Source organism: Paenarthrobacter sp. NPDC090522 (assembly GCF_044769225.1).
GTDB lineage: Bacteria > Actinomycetota > Actinomycetes > Actinomycetales > Micrococcaceae > Arthrobacter.
Window position 1 is genome coordinate 68,422 of the sequence record NZ_JBIVXL010000013.1, and the last position, 25,431, is coordinate 93,852.

Here is a 25,431-nt window from a genome sequence, read left to right on the forward strand (position 1 = left end):
TGCTCGACGGCGGCACTTGCGTGGGCGGGCACGGAACCATGGGCGGCGTCGAACCATTGGCCGGCAGGGGACCTTTGCGGGTCAGGCGTCAGGCTTCCGCCGCGCAAACCCGGGTGCGTGCTCAGGACGAGGGCCAAACGCGATCATCCGCGCGGGCAGCTTGTGGAAGCCCGGGAAATGGCGGATGACGAACAGCAGCGGCTTGGGTGGCCTGGGCTCATGTCCTGCCATGACCCGGGCGAACACTCCCCGGTGCAGCACGCGCTGGAACGTCTGGACGAGCACTGTTGGGAGCCAACGGCGCTTTTGCACGGCAGCGAGGTGGCTTTCGTCCAGGGTTGAGCTGAGCAGGGCGGGTGCCAGGATCCGGGCAGCGGCCACCGCATCCTGGACGGCCAGGTTGATGCCTACCCCTCCGGCCGGCGACATGGCATGTGCTGCGTCTCCGATCAGCAACAAGCCAGGCCGATGCCATCGGCTGAGCCTGTTGAGCTTGACGTCCAGGAGGTGGACGTCATCCATGGAGCGGATGGTGTCCACGCGATCCGCGAGGTCCGGACGCAGCCGTGAAATGCGGTCGCGGAAAGCCTGTACACCCTCTCGCCTCAGATCCGCGTCCAACCCCTTCGCTGCCAGATAGGCAATCTGGTGGTAGTCCTTGCGGGTCAGGCTGAGCAGCACGTCCCCGCGCCCAAACCGCGGAGAAATGGACGCCACAGGATCGTGTTCGGAAGCCGTCCGGGGAAGCCGGAACCACCACGTATCGAACGGCACGGAGAACTCCCGGGGCACCATTCCCGCTCGTTGGCGGAGGATGGAACCCCGCCCGTCACAGGCAACCGTGAGTCCGGCCCGCAGTTCCCCGGTATCCATGGTTTCGCCGGATTGGGGATCCCGTGTACGGAACCTGACTCCTTCCACGGCGCCTTCAGCATCCCTCACCAACTCCGTTGCCTCGGTGTTCATAAGCAGCGTGAAAGTCGGCTCCTGCCGGGCTGCTTCCACCAGGAAGTCCAACAGATCCCATTGGGGCACCATGGCCACATAGTTGTACGGCGCCTTGAGGAGGCCGAAATCAGCCAGGACCACGGATTCGCCGTCTTCGGTGGGCAACCGGAAGTTGTTCAGTTGGCTTTGGGGCAGCCGCCGGAACCCTTCACCCAGGCCCAGCTCATCGAGGAGCCGCACAGTGGAAGCGTGCACGGTGTCACCGCGGAAGTCACGCAGGAAATCAGCGTGCTTCTCCAGCACCGTCACGCGGAGCCCGGCACGCGCCAGCAATAGTCCCAGGACAATTCCTGCCGGCCCTCCGCCGACCACCAAGCACTGGGTATTGCTGGTTTCCATGGTTACTCCCTCATCATCCGGCAGCCGTCAGGAAGGTCTTCAGCAAAGGGCCGCTGGTGGTGGCGCCGAGTCCACCGTCCTCGACGAACACGGCCACTGCGAGGTCACCGTGCACTGCCACAATCCACGCGTGGGTTTTCGGCGGATCGTCGTTTCCGAATTCGGCAGTTCCCGTCTTGGCGCCCACGGGTGCTCCGGGAACCTGTGCCAGGAACCCGGCGTGCCCGGAGGTCACTACGGCACGCATCATGTCCGAAAGGGACGCGGCTTCTTCCTTGGTGATCGGTTTGGTGGATGCAGGTGACGCCGGGGCCGTTGCCGTAGCGGACGACGGCGATGCGGTGCCGCCTTCCGCGGTGGCCGTACCGGCGTCGGGGTTCTGTTGGGTTCCCGCGGCGTCGGCGTTGAGCACCAGTTGGGGCGAAACGGGCGCTCCGTTGGCAACGGAGGCAGCCATGACAGCCGCTGAGAGCGGCGAGAACAGCACCTTGCCTTGCCCGATCATGGACGCCGCGTGCTCGGTGCCGGCTGCCTCGCCCGGAACGGAACCGAGGAAGGCATCGGCACCCAGTTTGGGGGCCTCTACAGCAACGCCCAGCGCCGTGGCAGCAGATTCGAGTTGATCCTGGCTGACTGTGTCGCGGGCGTTGATGAACGCCGTGTTGCAGGAGTGGGCAAAAGCGTCGGTCAGTGTGACGTTGCCCAGCGAACTTTCGGGATACCCCTCGGAGTTCTTGAAGGTCCTGCCATCCACGGTCACCGTGGAGGGACAGTCAACCTTGGAGTCCGGCGTGGCACCGTTCCGGAACATCGCCAGGGAATCAACAATCTTGAACGTGGAACCGGGTGCATACTGGCCCAGCAGTGCTGTGTTGTAGCCGTTGCTGCCCGGCCCGGACGCCGCAGCAAGCACTGCGCCCGTTGACGGCTTGAGGGCAACGATTGCCGATGCTGGTCCAACGCCGGCCAGTGTCTCTTCGGCCAGTTGCTGGAGCTTAAGGTCCAGCGTGGTTTTCAGCGTGGTCCCCGCTTCCGCGGGAGTGGAGAAGAGCACCTTGGTTTCCGGCGTTGCGCCTTCGGCCGCAGGCTCGGCGGTGGCAACAACTTCCACGCCGTCCTTGCCGCGAAGCAAGGAGTCGTATTTCTGTTGCAGCCCGCCCGTACCGGTGGTATCCCCGGCGCGCAGGGCGCCGTTGGACTTTTCGATCTGTTCGGCGCTGGCCTGGCCAACACTGCCCAGGAGTGCGCGCGCGAAAGTGCGCGTGGGGGCAAGGGCCATGGAGTCGAGGATGCTCACACCACCCGGGATGGCCTTGATCTTGGCTTCAGTGATATCCGCTGTGTAGGCGCGCAGGACGATGCCCTCCACGAAGGCCTGTGGTCCGGAGCCTGCCACTTGCTTGGCATAGTCCTCTGCATCCAGGCCGAGCAGTTCAGCCATGGCCCGAGCCGAGGCGTCCCACTTGTCTTCGGAGGTTTTGGTTTTGTCGATACCAACCCGGAAGACAGGCCGATCTTCGACGATCGGAGCGTCCCCGGAACCCAGGATCTGCCCGCGCTGGGCAGCTACAGTCTTGGCCGAGAGCGTTTGGCCATCAGCGAGCTCCGGGGCAAGGAGGGACGGAGACCACTGGACTGCCCATTTGTCGCCTGACTTCTTAAGGGTCGCTTCCCGGCTGTATTCCCACTTGGCCGAGCCGATGTTCCAGCTGTAATTGAGGGGGAAGGTGGCCTTGTCGCCGTCGAGTTTGAGGTCCCCGGACTGGACGGATGGCTTGGCGTCAAGGCCTCCCACTACGGCTTTCAGTTCATCGTTGGCCGCCGATGCGTCCTTCCCGTCGAAGGCGAGTTGCCCGACGTCGAGCGCTTCCAAGGCGGAGGCCAGCTGCTTTGCGGCACTCTCCGCCCCAGAGCGGCCGTCATCGCAAGCGGTCAGCGAACCGGCCATCACCAGCGTAACGAGACCAAGGACCAGGTTCCGAAGTTTCCCCATTTGCGCCATTATGCCGGGTTCCCCTGACAGTTTCTTGTTGCGCCCACACCCCGGACGGTCACCGACCGCGGATGATCCTTTGCTGCGTGGCCACGGCAATCGCCGCCGTCCTGTTGTCCACGCCGAGCTTTGAGTAGATGTGCACCAGGTGCGTCTTCACGGTGGCCTCCGAGATGAAAAGCTGCTTGGCAATGGCCCGGTTGCCCATGCCCGTTGCCAGCAATTCCAAGAGCTGGACTTCCCTGGCACTCAGCGCCGGCGACGGGTTGCGGATCCGTCCCATAAGCCGTGCCGCAACTTCCGGGGCCAGCGCCGTCTGCCCCGCTGCGGCCTGTGAAACTGCCTGCAGGATCTGCTCCGGTGGGGCGTCCTTGAGCATATAGCCGCTCGCTCCTGCCTCCACGGCCGCGAGGATGTCGGCGTCGGTGTCGTACGTGGTGAGGATCAGCACCGGGGGCGGGGGAGTCCCGCCCTCACCGGCCTTGATCTTGCCCGTTGCCGTGACTCCGTCCATGCCGGTGCCCATCTGGAGGTCCATGAGCACCAGGTCCACCGGCTCTTCCAAGGCAGCCAAACGTCGAAGCTCCACCAACGCCGCAGCACCATCGGAGGCCTCTGCCACGACGCTGACGCCCGGAAAATCGGCCAGCATGGCTCGGAGCCCTGCGCGGACCACGGGATGGTCATCCACCAGGAGCACACGGATCCCGCTCATGCCGCACCCTCCTCGGGAAGCGGCAGGCGGATGGCCACCACCGTCCCCTCTCCCGGTGCGGACTCAATCTCCATGCTCCCGTCCAGGGCGGCAAGCCGCTCACGCAGCCCCGAAAGCCCGACGCCGGTTCCGTCGCCCCTCGCCGTGCCGGCCAGCGTCGTGGAATCAAAACCAACGCCGTCGTCGAAGACGTCCATCGTCACCTCGGTTCCTGGGAAGGACAGGGTCACGACGGCGGCATGGGCGTGGGCGTGCGCCCACACGTTCGCGAGGGAAGCCTGGGCCGCCCTCAGCAAGGTGGTCTGGTAGGAACCGGGGAGCTCCACGGGGGAGCCCACCAACTCGAAGCGGCAACGCAGATCGGTCCCCCTGGCAGCGGCTTCCGTCTCCGTCTTCGCGCAGAGCCTGGACAGGGTATCCACCAACCCCGACTGCGCCAGGTCGGGAGACCGCAGGCCACGGACAAAGCTCCGGGCTTCAGCCAGGTTGGCCGAAGCCGTTTCCTGGACAGTCCTCAACCGCTCCTGCGCTGTCTCCGGTTGTCCATCCGCCAGGGCCTTTTCCGCCGACCTTCCCATCAGGATGATGCTGGAGAACCCTTGGGCCAACGTGTCGTGGATTTCGCGGGCCAAACGCTCGCGTTCGGAGACCATGCCGGCCTCGTGCTGCGTGCGTGCGAGTTCGGCGCGGGTCCGTCGGAGTTCGTCGGCAACCAGCCGTTGGCTTTCGGCTTCCTGGAATAAGGCGCGGTACGCCATGCCCGTGACCACGGCGAACCCCGCCCCGAACAGTGGCCCCAGGATCATCGCAAGCTGCAATCCGCCGTCGGGCGTTCCCCGGCCGTGGAACCAGAGGGCGCCCACCAGCAGCGCCGTACTCACCACGATTGCCGGAAGCGCCGCCCGGCGCGGCAGGATGTGCAGTTGGAGGAAGAAGAGCGGGAAGGCCACCCAGGCGAAATCGCCGCTGACCAGCAGGAGCAGCAGCCACAGGAGCATGACGGTGGCCAACCACCAGCGCGCGTAGGGGGTGGGATCGAACAGCGACGCACCGCTCGCGTGCCGCTTCTCCAGCACCGTCCCGGCCAGGTAGACAAGTGCCAGGGCGCCGGAAAGTCCCAGGCCAGCGGCCAGGGCCACGGCCGAGGGCGCCGCGCCGGCGCCTGCCAGCAACCGGATCACCGCCACCAGCAACAGCACCGCGAAACCCACATGGAGGCTCACCCGGAGGACGCGGAGGATGGCGCCTGTGGGCGTCTCCAGTCGGTCTTCTCCGGGGTGTGCATTCACGCTTCCCAGCGTATCCGCGCCGCAGAGCGGATGAGCCCGAAAACCGCGGAATCACGCCTGAATCAACCATTCGGTTGATGGACCCCTCAACCCCACGTCCGCTGGTAATCCACCCCGCTTCCGATGTGCCCAAGCATGCCGGACGGAAAAGTGGAGTGTGCCGGGACAAAGCCCGCACCCAACCGAAGGAATCCGATGTTTCTTGCCATCCGCGACATCCGTTTCGCGAAGGGCCGCTTCGCACTTATGGGCAGTGTGGTGGCCCTCATCACCCTCCTGCTCGTCATGCTCTCCGGGTTGACCGCCGGACTTGGCGACCAGTCGACGTCGGCCATCAAGAACCTGCCGGTCCAACAGATCGTCTTCGGCGCACCGGCCGGCGGCGAACCCAAGGCCTCGTATACGGAGTCCGAAGTATCCTCGCGACAGCTCCAGGCCTGGCGCGACCAACCGGGCGTCTCGTCAGTTCAGGCCCTCGGCATCAGCCAGACCCGCTTCCAGTCCCTGGCCGGCGATGGATCGGCCACCGGAACGGCCAACGTGGCGGTCTTCGGAGGTGCACTGGCCCCTTCCATCGTTGGCGAGGGCACCGTGGTGATCGGCCAGACCGTGGCAAAGGACCTGGCCCTCCAACCCGGCAGCCGCGTACGCCTTGGCGGTACTGACCTGACCGTGGCGGACGTAGTTGAGGACCAGTGGTACTCGCACACGGGCGTCGTCTGGACCACCTTGCCGGACTGGCGAAGCATTGCGCACGCCGCACCGAATACGGCAACCGTCTTGGGAGTCACGTACGACGCCGGCGCCTCCGTGAGTGCCGACGCCGCCAATGCGGCGGCCGGGACGGTCAGTTCTGACGTTCTGGGTTCCTTCCAGGCTTTGGGGTCGTACAAGAGTGAGAACGGCTCGTTGATGCTGATGCAGGCCTTCCTCTACGGCATTTCTGCACTGGTGATCGTGGCATTCCTGACCGTATGGACCGTGCAACGCACCCGCGACATCGCCGTCCTCCGGGCCTTGGGTGGGTCTACCGGCTACGTTCTCCGGGACGCTCTGGCCCAGGCTGCTTTGGTTCTACTGGCCGGGACCGCCACGGGTGGCGCGGTGGGACTTGCCGGGGGATGGGCGGCCTCGAAGGCTGCGCCCTTTTTGGTAACACCCATGACCACGTTGCTTCCCGTTGCAGGCGTCCTGGTGCTTGGCCTGGCCGGTGCCGCCCTTGCCGTTCGACGCGTCACCACAGTTGATCCCCTCCTTGCCCTCGGCGGCAACTGATCCATTCCCGGAAAGGAATACACATGTCTGTTCTCAGCCTTGTCAACGTCACGCTCGAATATCCCGACGGTTCATCCACCCTCAAAGCCCTTGACTCCGTTAATCTTCGGGTGGGTCGAGGCGAGTTCCTGTCCTTGGTGGGTCCTTCTGGATCCGGAAAATCCTCGCTTCTGGCCGTGGCCGCAACACTGATCAAACCCACCTCAGGCGTTGTTGTCATTGACGGCGAAGACGTCACCGCAGTGACGGAGGCCGAACGCACCAGACTGCGCCGCGAAAAAGTGGGCATCATCTTCCAGCAACCCAACCTCCTGCCTTCACTGACCGCCGTCGAGCAGTTGCTGGTTGGCGAGCACTTGCGGGGGAAGGCGGCAAGGGACGGCCGTCTAAGGGCTGGGGAGCTGCTGGATGTGGTGGGCCTCAGCGCGGCAGCGAACAAGCGTCCGCACCAGCTCTCCGGCGGCCAGCGCCAACGCGTCAATATCGCACGGGCCCTCATGGGGGAGCCAACGGTCCTGCTGGTGGACGAGCCCACGGCGGCGCTCGATCACGAGCGGAGTGAGGCTATCGTTCGTCTCCTGCGCCATGTGACGGACCAGTTTTCAACGGCAACCGTCATGGTCACGCACGACACCGAATTCCTCCCCTTGACCGACTCCGTCGCGACCATGCGCGACGGCCGCATCAGCCGCGCCGTCGTCCCAGCCACCCCGCCCAACTAAGTCGCAGTTGTGCGCGTTTTGAGCCCTCATAACGCGCACTATTGCGACTTAGTTGGGGGCGCCGAGCACGGCTTCGTCCTGGGCATCGTCATACGCGTCCCGGGCTTGCAGGATGCTGGGCACGTGGCTCTCGGCCCATTCCCGCAGCATGCCCAGGGGTTGCAGCAGGGAACGGCCCATGGGGGTGAGCTCGTAGTCCACCCGGGGTGGAACTTGGGCATGGATGGTGCGGGTGATCAGTCCATCGCGTTCCAGGGCGCGCAGGGTCTGGGTCAGGACCTTCGGCGTGACCACGCTGACCATCTTGCGGAGCTCGGAGAAGCGCACGGGACCATCGCCCAGGACTTGGATCACCAGCGAAGCCCACTTGTCGCCGATGCGCTGGAAGATCACGCGGGAGGGGCAATCGGGGTCGAGAATGTTGCCGGGGAGGCTATTGGTATCCATGAGGTAACTAGGTTCCTTTGAAGCTATCAGTATCCAATGGATACCTTTGTGTCATTGCAAGGATACCAACCCCAAGGAGAGCAATGAAAATCGCAGTCTACGGCGCAACGGGCATGGTCGGCAGCCAGATCGTCAAGGAATCCCTGACCCGCGGCCACAGCGTCACCGCCATCTCCCGCAAGGGAACCGAGGTTCCCGGCGCCGCCGCCCAGGCAGCCGATCAGGCCGACAGCAAGGCGTTCGCTTCCATTGCAAAAGACCACGACGTCGTCGTGCTGGCAACGGGACCCAGCCGCACCGGCGGTGACCATGCGGAATGGCTCAATGCCATGGCTACGGCTTACAGCAACGCGGAGGGAACCCGCCTCCTGATCGTCGGCGGCGCAGGGACTCTGACAGTCGACGGCGTCCGACTGCTCGACTCCCCGGATTTCCCCGAAGCCTACAAGGCCGAAGCCACCACGGCCGCCAAGGCCTTCGAAGCCGTCAAGCAGAGCCCCGAGTCCCTTGATTGGACCGTCTTCGCGCCCGCACCCCTCATCCAGCCGGGTGAGCGCACGGGCGAGTACAAGGTGGCAAAGGACACCCCGGCCGGCAATTCCATCTCCTCCCAGGACTACGCCGTAGCCATGCTGGACGAAATCGAGAGCCCGGCCCACCGTCGCTCCCGCTTCACCGCGGCCAACTAGCGCGGGCAGAACTACGCCAGGCCCAGCCCGGGTACACGCTTCTGGAATATATCCTTCAAGGCATATTTCGCCGCGTTGTATCCGGGCATGCCTGTCACTCCGGGTCCCGGTGAGGTGGAGGACGAACACAGGTACACACCCGGAATCGGGGTCCGCCAAGGAACTGTTGAGAACACCGGCCGGCGAAGCAAGCCCCGCAGGTTCATCATTCCAGCGCTGAAGTCTCCACCCACGTAGTTGCGGTTGTAGGCGGCCAGCCCTGCCGCCGTCGTGGTTTTTGAAGCCACCACCACGTCGCGGAAGCCCGGCGCGTACCGCTCAAGGCGAGCAGTGACGGCTTCTCCCATGTCCACGTCCGAACCAGCCGGAACATGGCAGTAGGTCCACAGAATGTGCCGCCCGGCTGGTGCCCGGGTGGAGTCCACCAAGGACGGCTGTGACGCCAGGACATACGGCTCGCTGGGATGCTTCCCCATGGCTACAAGGTTCTCCGCCTCGGCCATCGCGGCCCTGGAGCCTCCCACGTGCACCGTTCCGGACTTGGCCAAGGCAGGATCGCGCCATGGCACGGGCTCAGAGAGTATGTAGTCCACCTTGCACGCTGCATTCCCGAACCGGAATGTTTCCAGGGCCCTCCGGTATCTGTCCGGCACCTCGGATCCAGCCAGCCGGAGCAGTGCCGGAGCAGCCACATCAAGCAGTATCGCCTTGGCCGGCCTCACTTGGTGGAGTGATTCAACGGCTTGCCCTGTGTGGATGGTGCCGCCATGCTCAACAAGGTCGTCAGCCATAGCCTTCGCGATGGACTGCGAACCTCCCACCGGAATGACCCAACCGCCGGCGTGGGCCAGCAAGGAAAGCATCAGCCCGGCACCCGTAGCGGTCAGCGATGGAAGCGCGGACACCGCGTGCGCCATGACGCCCGTCAGCAGGGCGGGCGCCGCTTCCTCCCTGAAACGTCGATTCCAGAACGGTGTGCCCTGGTCCAGGGTGGCCAGCCCCAATCGCAAGGCGGCGAGCGGATCCCGTGGAGCCCGCAGCAACTGGTAGGAAGAGATGTCCACAATTCCCGCGGCTCTCTCCAGCAGGGGCTGCAGCAAACGCCGATAAGCCGGCCCGTCGTTGCCAAGTTCGTCGGCCGTACGTTCCAGGGACTGGTAGGCCACGGCAGCACCGCCCACGTCCAAGGGAGCGCCGTGCTGCACCTCGGGTACGAGCAACTCGATGCGCTTGGCCAACTCGAACGCCCTGAAGAACGGCGATGCCACGGCCATCGGATGGACCGCCGAGCAGACATCGTGCAGGTAGCCCGGCCGGATAAGCTCGGATGTCCGGGTTCCGCCGCCGATCGTCGCGCCGGCCTCGTAGAGGTGCACGTCCAGGCCGGCCCGCGCCATAACCACCGCTGCTGCCAATCCATTTGGACCGGACCCGACGACGGCGACGTCAGCCATCGCTGGCAGCCTCCTCGCGCCGGGGTGCTTTAGACCGCCATGGCAGGGCGGACGCGGAAGGACGGGCAAGGTCGATCCGCAGCCAATCCTTTGCACCTGCAAAGGGGCCACCGTGCGGATCATCCTCACCCGATGCCCGCACAGGATCCTGCGAAGGATCCCAGATGTCCATCACCACGCGGGCCATCAGGTAGGCCGTGGCAACCATATGGAGGACCACCGCCAGCACGTACGCGGACATGTCAATGTTGTGCTGGGGTGCGCCGCCGCTGGTCGCCTGACCCAGATACATCCATATGGCCGCCCAGTGCAGCCCCTCGGCTGCCTGCCAAATGAGGAAGTCACGCCAGCGTGGGCGGGCCAGGGCCAGCAGCGGAATGAGCCAGATGACGAACTGGGGTGAGTACACCTTGTTGGTCAGGATGAACGCGGCAACTATCAGGAAAGCGAGCTGGGCCAGACGCGGACGCCTGGGAGCTGTCAGCGCGAGGATTCCGATCAGGGCACACGCAATGACGAACAGGTAAAGGGCCAGCGAGTTGATCGTTGCCGCATTGAGCTGCGTCCAGTGGAGCCTGTCCGCTGCCAGGTTGAAAGCGAACCACGGTGAGCTGTATCCAGCTGGCCTGTTCTGGGTGAACTCGAAGAAGTAGCGCCAGCCGGCCGGGTCAATCGCAGCGAAGGGCAGGTTGACCGCCAGCCAGGACGCCACCGTGGCGCCGGCCGTGATGAAGAAGGCACGGAGGCGACCCGTCCGCAGGGCCAGGACCAGCACAGCCCCCAGGATCAGGAGGGGGTAGAGCTTGGTTGCCGTACCCAGTCCGATGAAGATGCCTGCCCACACCAATTTTTCGCGCGAAAAAAAGTACATGCCCAGGGCCAGGAGTACTACTGCCCACATGTCCCAGTTGATGAAGCCGGCAAGGATGATCCCCGGCGCAAGGGCCACCATCGCTGCGTCCCAAGGACGGCGCCTGTTGATGCGGGCCGTCAGGAGGACCGTGACAATCCACGCAGCAACAATGAGCGTCGCGTTGACGTCGAAGTACCCGAGGATCCGTTCGTTGCCCACGCCTTTGCCCGGAACCAGCAGCGCCGTCAGGCCTGCAATGATGCCCATGAGCACCGGATACTCAAAGAGGCTTCCTTGGGTGAAGAAGGGGAAGGCGCCGTCTCCCAGCCCCCGGTTCTTGAACAACTCGGGGAAGTCTGAATAACAGGTGGCGTAGAACTGTGAGGGGGTTTCCCAGCCGTTGGCCCGGCAATAGTCCTTGGCCAGCACAGCCAACAATGCGGCCAGGACAGTCAAGATAATGAGCACCCGTTCCACAGTGAACGGTCCGGGGGAGATCTTGCCCGGCGAGGAATGGCGGCCGAGCGGACCACCTACCAGTTCGGTGAAGTTACGGAGCAAAGAGTCGCTGCGGCTGGGAACCACAAAGCGGGCCCGTTCTCGCTGCCGGTGCGGCTTCGTCTCCTGCATGAGTCGAGCTTACAGTCCGGCAAGCGGTCGCCCGTGCCATGGTGGTTCGCGTTAACGTGCCATGGTGGTTCGCGTTAAAAGGGGGAAGCCCACGCGTAGCCGCGCGGGCTTCCAAGGGTTCAGCGTGACCATGCGGCACCGGAGACTCCTTCGGGTGGGGGAGGCATCAGCGGATGACTCCCATCTGGTGCAGGACGACGTAAACGTCTTCACGGCGCTGGTCGAGCAGCTGGCCGTTGAACAGGGTGCGGTCCTTGGGAGCATCGGTGCTCTTGAAGAAGCGCAGTTCCTTGAGGTTCCTGGGCACGGTTCACCTCCTTTCCTTGGGTGAACGGCCGGAATTTGGGCACAATAAATAGACCCATTGAATTCAAGGGTCGAAAAGGCACAAATAGCCGGAATTAATGGACTAGTGAGCAGACCGGAACAGTGGAACACGAATTGTCCGCACGAAGAATACGGGCAATTAACCCAACAAGAAGCTGGTTCCGAACTATGGGGAAACTGCGTACCCGCGACGTACTGCGGTCCGCTCGCACAACTGAGCACTCATACAGACCGGGGTGGACCCCTGGATCTGGAACACCCCCGGCGTCAAGGCCGGGCCGGTGAAACCGGAGTGGTCAGTGGCTCCAAAAATGGCGCGCGTCAGCAGCAGAGGCCGGGGCAGCAGTGAAAGTCATCTTCCGTCCGCTAGTCAAAGTAATCATTTTTCCCAACCTCCTTCTCTGGCCGTAAGCAGCCCGCCAAGGCAATCAACCCGGCAGACTAACCGGGGAGTGCACGCTTTGTTCCCGGCAAGACGCCCTGGGAACGAGATTTAAGGTACAGCACAATTAGTGTATTTGGCCAGCCAAAATCGCAAATTCACCAAAATAATGTGAAAAATCTTCTTTCAGAGTCCCCAGCGGATAATCGTCGGAGTTCGTTTGTCCCAACCAAGGGTGCATACCTTTGCTGTGCCCAACAGGAAATGACGGCCTTGGGTGGCATCCATTTCAAGCCACCGGGCCGTGAGGATCCTGGAGAAATGCCCGTGTGCCACTACCAGGACGTTGTCCATTCCGGACTCGAGGACGCGGCCGATGATCTTGTCTGCCCGTGCCGCAACTTCGTCCAAGGTTTCGCCGTTGGGGACACCGTCGGTCCAGATGAGGTAGTCCGGGTTGTCCTTGCGGATGAGGTCCGAGCTGATGCCCTCGTAGTCACCGTAATTCCATTCCACGGCCAGCGGCTCATGCACGGCGTCCGGGAAGCCAGCCAGTTCGGCAGTGCGGCGCGCGCGGCGCAACGGGGAAGTCAGCACAAGGTCGAAGTCGATGCCTTCCAGCACCTTCCGCGCCTCAACGGCCTGCTGTTCACCCTCCACCGTCAGCGGAAGGTCGGTGAGTCCCGTGTATTGGCCACTCTTGGACCATTCCGTCTCGCCGTGGCGAAGGATCCAGAGTTGCGGGCGCGGGGAGGTCGCGGCGTTCAATTAAGGCTCCTCAGTTTCGGTTTCAGGATCGACGGCGGCGGACTCGGGTTGGTCTTCCCACCACGCCAGGAGTTTGGACTCGGCTTCCTCAGGGGAGAGCGGTCCGTGTTCCATGCGCTCTTCCAGGAGGAACTTGTAAGCGCGTCCGACGACGGGTCCCGGCTTGAGCCCCAGCAGCGCCATGATCTGCGCGCCATCCAGGTCCGGCCGAACGGCTGCCAGCGATTCCTGTTCCAGCAAGGTGGCAATGCGTTGTTCAAGGTCATCGTAGGCGAAGGACAGGCGGTCGGCCTTGCGCTGGTTGCGTGTGGTGACATCCGAGCGGGTGAGCCGGTGCAGCCGTTCCAGGAGAGGTCCGGCATCGGTCACGTAGCGGCGTACCGCGGAATCCGTCCAGCCGGCATCGCCGTAACCGTAGAAACGCATGTGCAGCTCAACCAGCCGTGCGACAGCCTTGATGGTGTCGTTGTCGAAGCGCAGGGCTTTCATGCGTTTCGCCGTCAGCTTCGCGCCCACCACGTCGTGGTGCCGGAAGCTTACCGCGCCGCCCGGTTCGAATTTGCGCGTAGCCGGCTTGCCGACGTCGTGCATCAAGGCTGCAAACCGCAGCACAAAGTCGGGACCCGGGACCGCGCCGTCCAGACCCGTCTCCAGGTCCGCGGCCTGTTCCAGGACTTGCAGCGAGTGCTGGTACACGTCCTTGTGCCGGTGGTGCTCGTCGGATTCGAGGCGGAGGGCGGAAACTTCCGGGAGGACATACTCAGCCAGCCCCGTGTCCACCAGCAGGTCGATGCCGACGCGGGGTTGCGCCCCATTGATGAGCTTGATGAGTTCGTCACGGACACGTTCTGCCGAGATGATCTTGATGCGATCAGCCATCTGGGACATGGCCAGCCGGACGTCGTCATGGACGGAGACTCCAAGCTGCGAGGCGAAACGGGCTGCCCGCATCATGCGCAGGGGATCGTCGGAGAAAGAGGCCTCGGGAGCTCCCGGCGTGGCAAGTTCGGACGCGTGCAGATCGCGGACCCCGCCGAAAGGATCAACCAGTTCCAGGCTGGGCAGCTTGAGTGCCATGGCGTTGATGGTGAAGTCGCGGCGAAGGAGGTCGTCCGTCAGGGAGTTTCCGAACGCCACTACCGGTTTGCGTGAATCGGCATCGTAGGCCTCGGCGCGGTACGTGGTGATTTCAATCTGGAAGCCGTCTTTGCGCATCCCGATGGTCCCGAAGGCGCGACCGATCTCCCAGAAGTTGTCCGCCCATTTCCTGATGACGGAGATGGTCTGGTCCGGTGTGGCATCGGTGGTGAAATCGAGGTCCGGGGAGGTCCTGCCCAGGAAAAGGTCGCGCACGGGGCCGCCTACCAGCGACAGTTCGAATCCGGCATCGACAAAGCGCTGCCCGAGATCGAGCACCACCGGGTCGATGGTGAAGTTAACAGAAGAGCTGTCCAGTACGTGCGCCATAGTCCCTTAAGCTTGGCAGATTTTTGGGCGGCGTTGGGCCACGGAAGGCAGCAAATACGCAGTGCTGCGGAACCGCTGTCTTTTGCAGTCCACCTTGCGGCCATGTCCCGGTCATCACTCGAGGGCAAGAGTCGTTAGAGTGGACTTCATGGCCAATCCCGTACCGAGCGCTCCCGGCAGGAGGACAAACGCACCGTTGCCGTCGGCAATCGGCGCGCACGTCGCGCCTGCCCCGCAGCACCCGGTCCAGGCCTCGCTTCCCACTGTCGAGGAAGTATCGGCGGGCGGCGTCGTGGTGGACACGTCCGACGGCGAACTCCGGGTTGCGATCATCGCCCGCCTTAACAGGGGTGGCCGGCTGGAGTGGTGCCTGCCCAAGGGACACCCGGAAGGCCGCGAAAACAACGAGGAAGCTGCCGTTCGCGAGATCGCGGAGGAAACGGGCATCGAGGGAAGCATCCTGGCCCCGTTGGGAAGCATTGACTACTGGTTCACAGTCAGCGGCCACCGCGTGCACAAGACGGTCCACCATTTCCTCCTGCAGGCCACCGGCGGCGAGCTGACCATCGAGAACGATCCGGACCAGGAAGCAGTGGACGCTGCGTGGGTTCCCATCCAGGAATTGGCCCGGAAGCTCTCCTTCCCGAATGAACGCCGCATCGCCGATTTGGCACGGGAAGTGCTGCCGGAACACCTCTGAGCCGGGTACATGGGACGATAAAGGCGATGTCTGAAGCCAAAACAACCCAGTCCGTTCAATCCGGAGAAGCACGTTCCAGCGCCATCATGGCCGCGGGAACGTTGGTTTCCCGGTTCCTTGGCTTCGCTAAAACGTGGATGCTTGGTGCCGCCTTGGGCCTGGGTTCCACGGTCACTGACACCTTTATTAACGCGAACAACCTGCCCAACCTGATCTTCCTCCTGGTTGCCGGTGGCGTGTTCAATGCCGTCCTGGTACCCCAGATCATCAAGGCGAGCAAGGCCGAGGACCGTGGAGCGGATTACCTCAGCCGGCTCCTGACCCTCGCAGTCCTGGTGCTCCTGGCCCTGACCGCGATCGTAACGTTGGCGGCACCGCTCGTCATCGACCTCACCACGCAGGACTACTCGGAGCAGCAGAAGGCCCTCGCGGTCACTTTCGCGTTCTGGTGCCTCCCACAGATCCTCTTCTACGGGCTATATGCCCTCCTTACCCAGGTCCTCAACGCCCACGGAGCGTTCGGGCCTGCCATGTGGGCTCCCATCCTGAACAACCTCGTGGCCATTGCGGGCCTGGGGATGTTCATCTGGATCCTTGGTGCCAACATCACCAATCCGCACACGCTGGATAACTGGGGACCGGTACAGACCTTCTTCGTGGCCGGTTTCTCCACCATCGGCGTGGTGGCCCAGACGGCCATCCTGCTCATACCGGTCCTGAGGCTGAAGCTGGGCCTCCGGCCGCGCTTCGGTTGGCGGGGCGTTGGACTGGGCCAGGCAGCGAAGCTGAGCGTGTGGACGCTGCTGACTGCCGCCGTCGGGCAGTTGGCGTTCCTTTATGTCATGAGGATCGCCACGATTCCCGGCGCCGAGCGGCTTCGGCTGAGCAACGCGGGGGAGACCACCGCGGCCTCCACGCTTCCCGGCAACGCGGTCCTCGAGGTCGCGAGCCAGTTGTATCTTCTGCCCCACTCGATCATTGCCCTGTCCTTGGCCACTGTCCTCTTTAACCGCATGACCCGTGCGTCCCAGGACGGCAACAAAGCAGAACTCCGCGACGCCCTGTCGCACGGCCTCCGGACCATGGCGGTCGCCACCGTGTTCGGTGCCTTGGCACTGTTCGCCCTCGCCGGCCCCTTGGGCATGTTCTTCTCCGGCGGTGAGCCACAGGACGGCGTCATGCTGGCGCAGACGTTGACCATCCTTGCCCTCAGCACCCCTTTCATGAGCGCCAACTTCATGATGTCCCGCGTCTTTTATGCCAACGAGGACGCCCGCACACCCCTCTACGTTCAGTTGCTGCTGGCCGTGGTTTACGTGGTGGGCGCGTTCATCATCCAGTTCCTGCCGGTGGGACAGATCATTTACGCGATCGCCGTCCTCTATACCCTGGGCAACATCCTTTCCGTGGTGATCAGCGTGGTGTTCCTTCGCCGCTTGCTGGGCCACCTCGACGGTCCACGCATCGCCAACTCGTATATCCGTATGGGCTACGCAGGCCTTGGCTCGGCCATTGCCGGGGCCCTGGCCCTGTGGTTGCTCGGCAGCTACCGCGCCGACGGATTCGCTTGGAGCAGCCGGCCCGCCGCCCTGGTGACGGTCGTCGTCGTCGGGCCTGTCATGTTGGTTGCCTACCTGCTGTTGCTGCGGGTTTTCCGCGTCACCGAACTTCGCGACCTGCTGCGACCGTTGCTGGGCCGCCTGGGCCGGGGCGTTCCGGTCCCCGCCGGCGCCGCTGCTGAACCCACGACGGCGGCACGCGCCACGGTCTCGGACGATACCGGCCTGATTCCGCGCATCTCGGGCGAATTCGACGCCGCATCCTTCAGGGCCGGCCCGGCACTCGAGCCGGAACCCGCCGTCGAGCGCCACCCTGATGTGGTTGGCGCAGCCGAGTACATTCCGGACGAAGATGTGCCCAGTACGGCCATGGGCGGGAAGTTCCGTCCCCAGGTACCGCTGCCCGGACGCCGGACCTACCAGGGCGAGGCTGGACGGAATCCCTACTTCCCTGTGGAGGACAACAGGAAGAGGTAAAGCGGCGGCGCCGACGTGGGCGCAGGGCGGCTATCGGCTAGGCTAGAAACGAATATAGGTAGTTGCAAAAGCGGTTTTCCCGGCTCAGTGGGTGCCCGCCTGCAGGACCCGCAGCTCCCGGACAGCCTAGGAGGAACACGTGTCCCACCCGATCGACGTCGGATCAGTACTTGGCGGCCGCTACAAGGTCACGGCCACCGTATTGACCTCGCATGACCAAGATCTGGTGCTCGACGGCGTGGACCAAGTCCTCAACCGTCCCGTGAGCATCCTTGTTGCCGGACCCGGAAATGCCGAGCAGGTAGCCCAGAGCGCCCGCGAAGTCGCCACGGGGGAGCGCCCGGGCCACGTCCAGATCCTGGACCTCGGAGTCAGCGACAACACCACGTACCTGATCACCAACCACAGCACCGCGCCTGACCTGCTGGACCTGGTGGTCGCCACCAACCCGCCCTACGTGGAACCGTTCTTCACGGAGGCCCTCGGCACCGAGATCTTCGGCCAGTCACGCACCTACGAGCCCGAAACATACGACGGCCTGTATGAGGATGACGAGCACGAAGCCGAGTACATCCAGTACGACAACGACGGCTACCCCATCCATAGCGAGAATGCTCCCGAGGCCCCCGCTGCGCCCGCGGGCAACGTGCCTCCCAAGCCCGAAGCGACACCTGCCGCGGGCAAGGGGTTCGGCGCCAAGATCGCTGCCGCGGCTGCAGGCGCCGGTGCGGCCGGTGCCGCTGCCGCCGCAGCCCTGAAAAACGCCGGTTCCAAGACGAACGACGCCGGTGCTGGCGCTGGCTCCTCGGGGTCGGACCTGCCGAGCGCACCGGCACAACCGCCCACCCAGGCTGTGTCCACCCCGCCGGCCGCTCCGGTTTCTTCGCCGCAGCCCCCCACCCAGGCGGTATCCGCACAGCCGGCCGCTCCGGTTTCTTCGCCGCAGCCATCCACGGAACCCAAGGTTTCGCTCTGGTCCCAGGAAGACTACGGCTTTAGCGGAGAAGCAGCTACCGGTGGCTCCGGTTCGGGTTACGACCGTGCGGCCAGCAGTTTCCCGGCATCGGCGGCCGCGGCCGATGACTATGACGACGAGGTTTACGAGGACGAGGCGCCCCAGCGCGAACCCCGTTCCCTGCGCTGGCTGGTTGGCGGATTGCTCGCCGCCGTGCTGGTTGTGGGCCTGGTCCTCGCCGTCACCAACCTCGGCAGCCTGTTGCCCAGCTCCAAGCCAGCGGCTACCCAAGACACCACGGCACCACAGGCCTCCGGTTCCGAATCCGCCGAACCGACCCCATCGGAAACTGCGCCCCCGGCTGCTCCGCCGGCCATCCAGGAAATCACCCGCTTGGGTAACTTCGAATTCGCGGCGTCCTTCGACAAGGACCTCGTGAAGGCGTTCGACGGCAACGCAGCCAGCTATTGGTCGGATATGGAGTTCGCGACTCCCGACTGGGGCGGGCTTTCAGGTGAGATGCCGCTGGTAGTCAAGCTCAAGGAACCCGCAGAGGTTAAGTCCGTGGTCTTGAACCAGCTTGGTGGCTCTGGCGGCAGCATCAGCGTCTACACGAACGATCGTCCTGCCATGGACGGAGCCAAGCTGGTGGGCACCAACAGCTTCACCTCGCCGGAGCTGACCATGCCCCTGGCCGCTCCGGCGCAGACACAGTACGTCATTGTGGTCATCAAGTCCCTGCCCAAGCTGGCAGCACCAAAGACCCGTTTCGGTTACGGACTCCGTTTGGCCGAGGTCACCATCCAGTAGCCCAACCCAACCAAGTAGCAGTAGAGGCCGTTTTGACTCATCAGAACGGCCTCTTCTGCTACTTACCTTGGCGTCACCGCTTCGATTTGGCACGCCTGCACCCGGTACCCTGAATAATGGTGGATTTCAGGGTGCTTCCCTGTCCCCAGATTCCAACGGAATATTTGGAGCCTTACGGGGGTTGAGTCAGGTGGCTGCCCCGAAAGCCGCAGCATCGATCAAGGAAGAGGTTCACGCCACGTGAGCATTGCAGAAAACAGCGCATCGCAGGTGCGTGACGTCATCATCGTCGGCTCCGGCCCGGCCGGCTACACTGCCGCCGTTTACACCGCCCGCGCCAACATGAAGCCGCTGCTCATTGCTGGTTCCGTTACCGCTGGTGGCGAACTGATGAACACCACGGACGTGGAGAACTACCCCGGATTCCCCGAGGGCATCATGGGTCCTGACCTCATGGAAAACTTCGAGAAGCAGGCTGCCCGCTTCGGCACAGAAATCCTCTTCGAGGATGTCACCGAACTGGAGCTCGACGGCGACATCAAGACAGTCACCATCGGCACGGGGGAGAAGTTCCAGGCCAAGGCCATCATCCTTTCCACTGGTTCTGCCTACCGCGAGCTCGGCTTGGAGAACGAGAAGCGCCTCTCCGGCCACGGCGTCAGCTGGTGTGCAACCTGCGATGGTTTCTTCTTCAAGGACCAGGACATTGCCGTGATCGGTGGTGGTGACTCTGCCATGGAGGAGGCACTGTTCCTCACCAAGTTCGCCAAGTCCGTTACCGTAGTGCACCGCCGCGACACCCTGAAGGCTTCCAAGATCATGGGTGACCGGGCGCAAGCGCACGAGAAGATCAACTTCGTGTGGAACACGGCCGTTGAGGACGTTCTGGGTGGCGACAAGGTCACGGGCCTGAAGCTCAAGAACCTCGTGGACGGCACTGAGTCCGAACTCGACGTGACGGGCGTCTTCGTGGCCATTGGCAACGATCCCCGAACCGATCTGGTCAAGGGCAAGGTGGACCTCACCGCCGAAGGAACCATCGCCGTTGAAGGCCGCAGCTCGCGTACCAACATCAAGGGCGTGTTTGCTGCTGGCGACGTCATCGACCCCACGTACCGCCAGGCCATCACAGCCTCGGGCTCCGGTTGTGTGGCGGCTCTCGACGTAGAGCACTACCTGGCCGACCTGCACTCCTAAGCTGCATCCAGCAACCATACGAAGGGAAAAGTTATGAGCAACGCCAAAGACGTAACTGACGCAAGCTTCAGCACGGATGTCCTGGCTTCCGAGAAGCCGGTTATCGTGGACTTCTGGGCAGAGTGGTGCGGTCCGTGCCGCAAGCTCGGTCCCATCCTCGACGAAATCTCGGTCGAGTACAGCGAAAAGGTGGACGTCGTTAAGCTGAACGTCGACGACAACCCCGCTATCGCAGCCCAGTACGGCATCACCTCCATCCCGGCTGTGTACCTCTTCAGCGGGGGAGAGGTGAAGAGCACCGTCATCGGCGCCAAGCCCAAGCAGTTCTTCGAAAAGGAATTCTCGGACGTCCTGTCCTAGTTCCTGATTCACCGTCGGAAGCCGGCGGCTCCTGCCCCTTATGGGGACAAGGTAGCCGTCGGCTTCTGGCTTTTTCGGAAATGAATCCCTAGCGGTTGCTTTAGTGGCAGTCCTTGGCCAGGGAACCCTGTACTTCGCCAGTCGAGAGAAATTTGGCGTGGCTTACCTGGAGTGGGCTCTTTGGGGCGGCACGAAAACACACTTTCTGTGACGGCTCGTAGGATACGACACTGCAGTGCTGAGCGACCTCTTGAATTATCCGTCTTGGACCCGGCGTTACGAAGAGGCGAGCCGCGGACCCGATCAACTCTTCGAGCAGTCCTGCGATGGACGCTGGCTGAACCAATCCACGACGTTCTGCAATGTTTCACGTGGAACGAGCGCTTAGTGCGAACTCTCAGTTCATCTGAGCTTTGGAGCCACAGCATCTGCGATCCACCCCGATGAGGTGTGGAACCATATCCGAGACAACACGAGACCTCCTGGACGGGAGGCGGGCTTGCACTGATCGACCGACCCTTCTTTCACCGACGTCTGGTTCAGCTATCGGCTGCGAAGCTGCGCGGATCCACTTCGCTCAGCCGGCTACTCCGTTTGCTCTGCCCCTCCACGTCACGGTCCATGCAGTTCACCCTTTGCCACCGATCAGATTCCCAATTCGCCCATCAGGAAGATTGTTTTCCACCCCATGCGCCCTCCATCGGGCTTCCAGCTGCTGAATTGGGGCCGCCGCACCCTTCACCTACTTCGGTGTTCGCTCTGATCCCAACCACCTGCATGTCTTTCGCACTACCGTGAAACGCACTCACACATTCGCATAAGGCACCTCTATGTGCGGACTCGACGTAGCGATCGTTGTTTCACGTGAAACAACGATCATCCACACTGCTGAGTACCTCCTCGGTGCCAACACCGCGGGGTGGGGGCTCCTCCCGCGACGCGTCACTGGCCGCAGTGCCAGGAGGGCGCGAGCAACCTAGACGCCATAGGGCCTCCAGTACCCAGAAGGTGAGAACAGCCCAGACGCCACACTGGCTGCAGTACCCAGAAAGCGAGAACAGCCCAACGCCACACAGCACGGTCAGCGTCGTCCGGACTCCCAGCCTCTCTTAACGCCATAGTCATCATCACCGAATCACCTTCACCGCAGCCATATCGTTCCCGTAGACTCCCCAACACAACTGCTAACCTCATCGCACGCGGCCTGCCTCCGAAAAGCGCGCAACCACCGCGGCAAACCTTCATCGGGATGACCCCGAAATAGATTGAGCAACACCTTCAATGCAATCACAACTCTTATGCGGGACAGTGCGACTGCCTGTCTGGATACCAAAAGTATGAGGTCTGCGGAGGAGCGGCACCCGATCCAATCGCCCGACACAGATTCCTGTCCGGGCAATCCGCCAGATTCAAACTGTTGGTGCTCATTCGGCCGACGGGTGACGCAGCCCTGGGACCAGCGGGCAGTGAAGCCGATCCTCCGGTTCCTGACGCGCATTTGAACACCAACAGCCGACCTGGTGACCCTGGCTCTGGCCCTGGAGGCGCATCCGGCACCCACAGCCGACTTCCCGCCACTGAGACACACCCCATCAGCAGCCAACTTCGCGGCCCCGCTGACTCACCAGGCTAATAGAAACCGACACTGCACCTCGAACACCCCACAAGCGGCTGGCGTCCAACTTCACGACCCCAAAAGGCCTGTAAGAGCCCGTGAAATATCGCCATGGAAACCTGGACGACACCGCCGGCGAACACACAGGGCGTCTAGGCCACGACAAAACTCCAGAACTTTGTCAGGCGATCTCACCGCTACAAGACATGGCTAACGACACGACCCGTCGGCAACGTGACATCGGAAGGGTGCCGTTGGGCTCGTGAGCCGCCTTTCCGGCCGAAACTCCCGCTAGAACGACCCCAGCCTGGAAGTGGCTACGAAGGGGTTTCCTAGACCGCCCACAAACGCGATCACATGGACCCATTGGCTCTATTCGGGGCTCGGTATCACCTGGGAGACTGCGTCTGCTGCTCCCGGAGTTCCATACGGAATCCAGTGGATCAATGCTGAGGGCATGTCGTCTGATAGGACCTCTCTACGTCCAGCCCGTACCCACGGAGGTAACTGCTCCCGCGCCTCCCCACCGCTCGTCACCGCTCGTCACCGCTCGCTCGGATGTAACTACACCCGCGCCTCCGCACCTCTACCCACTGCTACCCACAGCATCCCGCGGTCCTGCTCGGTCCTGCTCGGTCCCTTCTTGGGTTTTGATTGGCCCTGCAGGCTGTAGGCCCTCCACGCTCCACATGCGGACGCAGATAGTTGCTGGTCAGTTCCGCAGACTTGCCCAAGAGAACCGGGGCGCCCTCTTCGACACTGCAAAGAGCAGCCCTTCCGACCGTAGTAGCCTGGCAACCTTCGATGGAACTCGGAGTCAGAGCAGAACTTGTTTCACGTGAAACATAGGTCCAGCTCCCTAAAAGTAGTCACAACTCCGGGTTGCCGCCGGACGGCTCCTTCCGCATCGATGGTTTCAAAGGTCGGGCATCCTAACGAGCGGACCAGGCTTCGGACTCACCGCTGGATGATAGAGGGACCGATGTTTCACGTGAAACAGCAACGACGACCATGGGCACGAAGGCAGCGTCCTCGCCAACTCAGGGTACAAGGCAGCGTCACGCACCTAGAAGGCCGGCTTTCGACTGTAAAACTTGGGCGCCTACGCCTAAGGTTCGCAACGAGGAAGGGCGCTTGGATCACGGCATGCCACCAGCAGCATCATCTCGGCCAATCAGCGTTACTCCCTGGCGCCCGACCCTGCGCGAAGAGACATCCGATGAAACGACCCTCTGCGTCAGCCTCGGACCCTGTTGGCTAGTCTTAGCTCTTAGTGCATTCAAGATCGACTTCGCAGTTCCGTCCTGCGCCCCAGTTACAGTTAGGGGCAGGAGGGACTTGCTGGATGTGCGGGCACGCTAGAGGCTCAAGGCGGAGCCCCCGATTGCGCCATGCCTGATAGTGTGACCACGAGACTCTGACTAAGGACGCCCATCGATGAGTCGGCGCATCGGACCGTGTAGGCAGCCCGGACCTCACACACCGCGCGACCTATTCACAAAGTTATCCACAGGTTTATCCACTGCCGTCCATACCCATCGTCGTCGACCTTCTGCAAGGGAATCGAGTGCACGAAAGCTTGGTAGTCCCGCCGAGTTGGCGACATGCATGAGCTGTGGCTGAGTCCACCGGGGCACGCCCGCCAGAATCTCCATAAATCAACGAATTCTCCGGCAATATGACAATAATCTCACCATGCCGCGTCGGACTGCCGGCCTTACCACAGGAGTTGCTCGTGTGGTGCCAAGATGGGCCCAAGCGGAGCTCAGGCCCAGCCTCAGAAGAACGATCAACTCTCCCGAGACCCCCCGCGTTATCCCCAAAGTTATCCACAGGGATATCCACCGGGTTTTCCACTTCCAACATCTGGATTCACAGGCGGGGAGTGAGCGATCGAAACTGCCAGGATCCAGAGGCGGCACCATGTTTCACGTGAAACAGACAACGCAGCTTGGGCGTCTGATCGGCCTCGACGGCGTTGCTTCGGAATGAGTAGCTTCGAACGTAGCCAGTTCGCAGTCGATCACACGGCCCAAAGACTTAGGTGCTTCCTTGGACCCTGCCGAACGGACGAGCTCCGAAACGTACAACATCAGATCTCTTTCGAATCACCCTGATCCAGAACTGGGCACCCAGGACTCATCGTATTATTGACTTTGGGATGAGAGAGCGCGAGTGTCCACGTACTTGCAACTCGTCAATCCGTTGGTCGTGAAGGCATAGTCGCCTGCAGGCACCATCGGCACTTACGTCTGCTGTTCCGCGTTCAGTCCGACCAAGCCGAGGAGGCGCGACAAGGAGGCCCGGTTGGGTCTTGGTCGATCAAGGCCCACGGTACGCTGTCACCAAAGCTCACCGACGGTCCCGAGCACACAGTGGAAGAGAACACCCGCTGTGTTCTCATGGATGCGCGGGCCTTATCCAAAGTATGACTCGGACCTTCGTGTCCACAGCCCAGTCAACGAGTCGGCGCCACGATCTGAACAGCACGGTCGGACGCAGAGAGTCGAGTAGGCCGCGTCCTACGCAATCGGGGGATATGGGCTGGGAAGTGCGTCACGTAGGAGTGGGAGCCGATTACTGCCGCGCGTATGGATGGTTGATAGACGCTTCCGTACCACTTCGAAGACTACGCCCGGCCATTGCGTGAAGTTTACACCCACGTGTACCGGCCATGGCCTGGCCCAGCATGAGAGTGAACTGTGTGTGCACAGCACTCCCGGTACGGTCATGCGAGCGGACAATGTCACTAACCACTGCCGCACAGCAACCGATCGTGTAGCCGAACAATTCCGAAAGCTGCTCAGGCGCGTATCAAGGCAGTGGACTGGACTTCGTGGAATAGCATTCTGCTATGAGCCGCCGCCTCTGTCTGAAGAATGCAGGGTACGAGGGTGCAGGGTACGAAGGTACGAGGTTTGGGCTGTGGAGTGCGCCTGAGCACACCCGAGTTCGTTACACTCTCGTGTCTGGACCCTTCTGCACCCTTGTCATGCAAGAGTGCTGCAACCCGCCGCAGGAGAGCTCTGGGAGTGGGCGCGCTCGTTGGTCACGTCGTAGCTGGTCCTGATGCTCGCAGTCATGAGTACGTACGCCACGTGCCTCAGTCTTTGTTGGAACTCATGTTCACAGTCATGAGTACGCCACAGCGCCCCTGTCTTAGCTTGGGGACACCGCTTCGGCGCAATCTCCGCACTACCGTCGACCATAACCAGGCGCATCGGAACCCGTGGCGCAGCGGGAAACAGGGGAGGGTCCATTATCTCTGTCTCACGTAAAGCCGACTCTCCTGACTGAGGCTGCTCAACTCAAACAACTTCGTCAGCCATGCGCGAAGGCCATCAGGTTCTGCGAAGATCGATACAAGACCCTAAAGCGTGACTGTTGTGATCGCGACGGC

The 25,431-nt window shown here is 62.8% G+C and carries 18 protein-coding genes; 8 read left to right on the plus strand and 10 right to left on the minus strand.

Annotated features, from left to right (window positions below; genetic code table 11):
• Window positions 1-81: 81 nt before the first annotated feature.
• From ACIQT2_RS16785 to ACIQT2_RS16800, 4 genes are read right to left on the minus strand one after another with little or no spacing between them, the layout of a single operon-like run.
• A complete protein-coding gene (locus ACIQT2_RS16785; protein ID WP_402948622.1) occupies window positions 82-1,347 on the minus strand; it encodes an FAD-dependent oxidoreductase in 1,266 nt (421 codons plus the stop codon).
• Window positions 1,348-1,360: 13 nt separating this feature from the next.
• A complete protein-coding gene (locus tag ACIQT2_RS16790; RefSeq protein WP_402948624.1) occupies window positions 1,361-3,340 on the minus strand; it encodes a penicillin-binding transpeptidase domain-containing protein in 1,980 nt (659 codons plus the stop codon).
• A gap of 58 nt (window positions 3,341-3,398) precedes the next feature.
• Entirely contained in the window at window positions 3,399-4,055 is a 657-nt protein-coding gene (locus ACIQT2_RS16795) for a response regulator (RefSeq protein WP_402948626.1), read from the minus strand.
• Window positions 4,052-5,344 carry a sensor histidine kinase gene (locus ACIQT2_RS16800; RefSeq protein ID WP_402948628.1) on the minus strand — a complete coding sequence of 431 codons (1,293 nt, stop codon included), beginning with the start codon at window positions 5,342-5,344 and terminating at the stop codon, window positions 4,052-4,054. The genes ACIQT2_RS16795 and ACIQT2_RS16800 overlap by 4 nt, the downstream gene beginning before the upstream one ends.
• Window positions 5,345-5,539: 195 nt before the next feature.
• Between ACIQT2_RS16800 and ACIQT2_RS16805 the strand changes: the two genes are divergently transcribed.
• Together ACIQT2_RS16805 and ACIQT2_RS16810 are read left to right on the plus strand one after the other, a co-directional pair.
• The gene (locus ACIQT2_RS16805; protein WP_402948630.1) at window positions 5,540-6,619 is read left to right on the plus strand and encodes an ABC transporter permease; all 1,080 of its coding nucleotides are present in this window, start codon (window positions 5,540-5,542) and stop codon (window positions 6,617-6,619) included.
• A 23-nt stretch (window positions 6,620-6,642) separates the two neighbouring features.
• The gene (locus tag ACIQT2_RS16810) at window positions 6,643-7,341 is read left to right on the plus strand and encodes an ABC transporter ATP-binding protein (RefSeq protein ID WP_402948632.1); all 699 of its coding nucleotides are present in this window, start codon (window positions 6,643-6,645) and stop codon (window positions 7,339-7,341) included.
• Window positions 7,342-7,389: 48 nt separating this feature from the next.
• Here ACIQT2_RS16810 and ACIQT2_RS16815 read toward each other — a convergent pair whose 3' ends face one another.
• On the minus strand, window positions 7,390-7,788 hold the full coding sequence (locus tag ACIQT2_RS16815; RefSeq protein ID WP_400334956.1) for a winged helix-turn-helix transcriptional regulator: 399 nt from the start codon (window positions 7,786-7,788) through the stop codon (window positions 7,390-7,392).
• 83 nt (window positions 7,789-7,871) lie between these two features.
• On the opposite strand from ACIQT2_RS16815, the gene ACIQT2_RS16820 reads away from it, so the two are divergent.
• Window positions 7,872-8,477 (plus strand): NAD(P)-dependent oxidoreductase, encoded by a 606-nt coding sequence (locus ACIQT2_RS16820; RefSeq protein WP_402948634.1) that lies wholly within the window; start codon window positions 7,872-7,874, stop codon window positions 8,475-8,477.
• A gap of 11 nt (window positions 8,478-8,488) precedes the next feature.
• Here the strand turns inward: ACIQT2_RS16820 and ACIQT2_RS16825 are convergent, their stop codons facing one another.
• From ACIQT2_RS16825 to ACIQT2_RS16845, 5 genes are all read right to left on the minus strand, one after another.
• A complete protein-coding gene (locus tag ACIQT2_RS16825; protein ID WP_402948636.1) occupies window positions 8,489-9,931 on the minus strand; it encodes a phytoene desaturase family protein in 1,443 nt (480 codons plus the stop codon).
• Entirely contained in the window at window positions 9,924-11,414 is a 1,491-nt protein-coding gene (locus ACIQT2_RS16830; RefSeq protein ID WP_402948637.1) for a glycosyltransferase family 87 protein, read from the minus strand. Before ACIQT2_RS16830 ends, ACIQT2_RS16825 begins: the two co-directional genes overlap by 8 nt.
• Window positions 11,415-11,580: 166 nt before the next feature.
• Entirely contained in the window at window positions 11,581-11,721 is a 141-nt protein-coding gene (locus ACIQT2_RS16835) for a hypothetical protein (protein ID WP_400334948.1), read from the minus strand.
• 588 nt (window positions 11,722-12,309) lie between these two features.
• On the minus strand, window positions 12,310-12,891 hold the full coding sequence (locus ACIQT2_RS16840) for a histidine phosphatase family protein (protein ID WP_397324211.1): 582 nt from the start codon (window positions 12,889-12,891) through the stop codon (window positions 12,310-12,312).
• Window positions 12,892-14,358 (minus strand): CCA tRNA nucleotidyltransferase, encoded by a 1,467-nt coding sequence (locus ACIQT2_RS16845; protein WP_400334946.1) that lies wholly within the window; start codon window positions 14,356-14,358, stop codon window positions 12,892-12,894.
• A gap of 196 nt (window positions 14,359-14,554) precedes the next feature.
• Here ACIQT2_RS16845 and ACIQT2_RS16850 point away from each other — a divergent pair, with 196 nt between their 5' ends.
• The 5 genes from ACIQT2_RS16850 (at window position 14,555) to trxA (ending at window position 20,416) form a co-directional block, all read left to right on the plus strand.
• Complete coding sequence (locus tag ACIQT2_RS16850) at window positions 14,555-15,058, plus strand: NUDIX hydrolase (RefSeq protein ID WP_090822121.1); 504 nt, start codon at window positions 14,555-14,557, stop codon at window positions 15,056-15,058.
• 26 nt (window positions 15,059-15,084) lie between these two features.
• Window positions 15,085-17,094 carry a murein biosynthesis integral membrane protein MurJ gene (gene murJ, locus ACIQT2_RS16855; RefSeq protein ID WP_402948640.1) on the plus strand — a complete coding sequence of 670 codons (2,010 nt, stop codon included), beginning with the start codon at window positions 15,085-15,087 and terminating at the stop codon, window positions 17,092-17,094.
• A gap of 139 nt (window positions 17,095-17,233) precedes the next feature.
• Window positions 17,234-18,859 carry an ABC transporter substrate-binding protein gene (locus ACIQT2_RS16860; protein WP_402948642.1) on the plus strand — a complete coding sequence of 542 codons (1,626 nt, stop codon included), beginning with the start codon at window positions 17,234-17,236 and terminating at the stop codon, window positions 18,857-18,859.
• A gap of 240 nt (window positions 18,860-19,099) precedes the next feature.
• Window positions 19,100-20,056, plus strand: a complete 957-nt coding sequence (gene trxB / locus ACIQT2_RS16865) for a thioredoxin-disulfide reductase (protein ID WP_400334940.1) — start codon at window positions 19,100-19,102, stop codon at window positions 20,054-20,056.
• A 33-nt stretch (window positions 20,057-20,089) separates the two neighbouring features.
• A complete protein-coding gene (trxA, locus tag ACIQT2_RS16870) occupies window positions 20,090-20,416 on the plus strand; it encodes a thioredoxin (RefSeq protein ID WP_387437532.1) in 327 nt (108 codons plus the stop codon).
• The last annotated feature ends 5,015 nt before the right edge of the window (window positions 20,417-25,431 follow it).